Origin of the sequence: Paracoccus nototheniae (assembly GCF_004335005.1) — a bacterium.
Taxonomy (GTDB): domain Bacteria; phylum Pseudomonadota; class Alphaproteobacteria; order Rhodobacterales; family Rhodobacteraceae; genus Paracoccus; species Paracoccus nototheniae.
The window spans coordinates 1-483 of record NZ_RQRT01000191.1; the positions used below are offsets into that span (position 1 = coordinate 1).

1 pseudogene is annotated in these 483 nt (G+C 40.0%); it reads left to right on the forward strand.

Annotation, left to right across the window (positions count from 1 at the left end):
• A pseudogene (locus EG885_RS22420) lies at positions 1–483 on the forward strand (hypothetical protein); the annotation flags it as partial.

Below are 483 nucleotides of genomic sequence, written 5' to 3' on the forward strand. Positions count from 1 at the left end.
GCAGAGATTGCGATACTGCTGGATGTTCCCGTTATTTTAGTAGTCAATGCCAAAGCGATGGCCTATAGCGTGGCACCATTGCTGTTTGGACTGAAGAATTTTAATCCAAATATTAAAATTGCGGGGGTCATCTTCAATTTTGTCAATACCGAAAGTCATTTTTCTTTTTTGAAAGACGCTTGTGATGATGTCGGGCTGGAAGCGTTAGGATTTGTTCCTTCTGATCTTGGAATTGCTATTCCTTCTCGTCATTTGGGACTAGCCATTTCTGCTGAAAACGATTATGAAACCATAATTGAAAACGCAGCACAACATTTGGCTAAATCTATCAACGTAAATCGATTGTTAGCCTTGTGCAGTGTTTCTGAAACCGCATTGAATAAAAATTATTGCTGTAAAACGAAAGAGGCGGTGTCCATCGATAGTTCACTATCACTGGGGTCTGATGACTTTTGTCAGACAGCTCCTTTTTGTGAAGAAAAG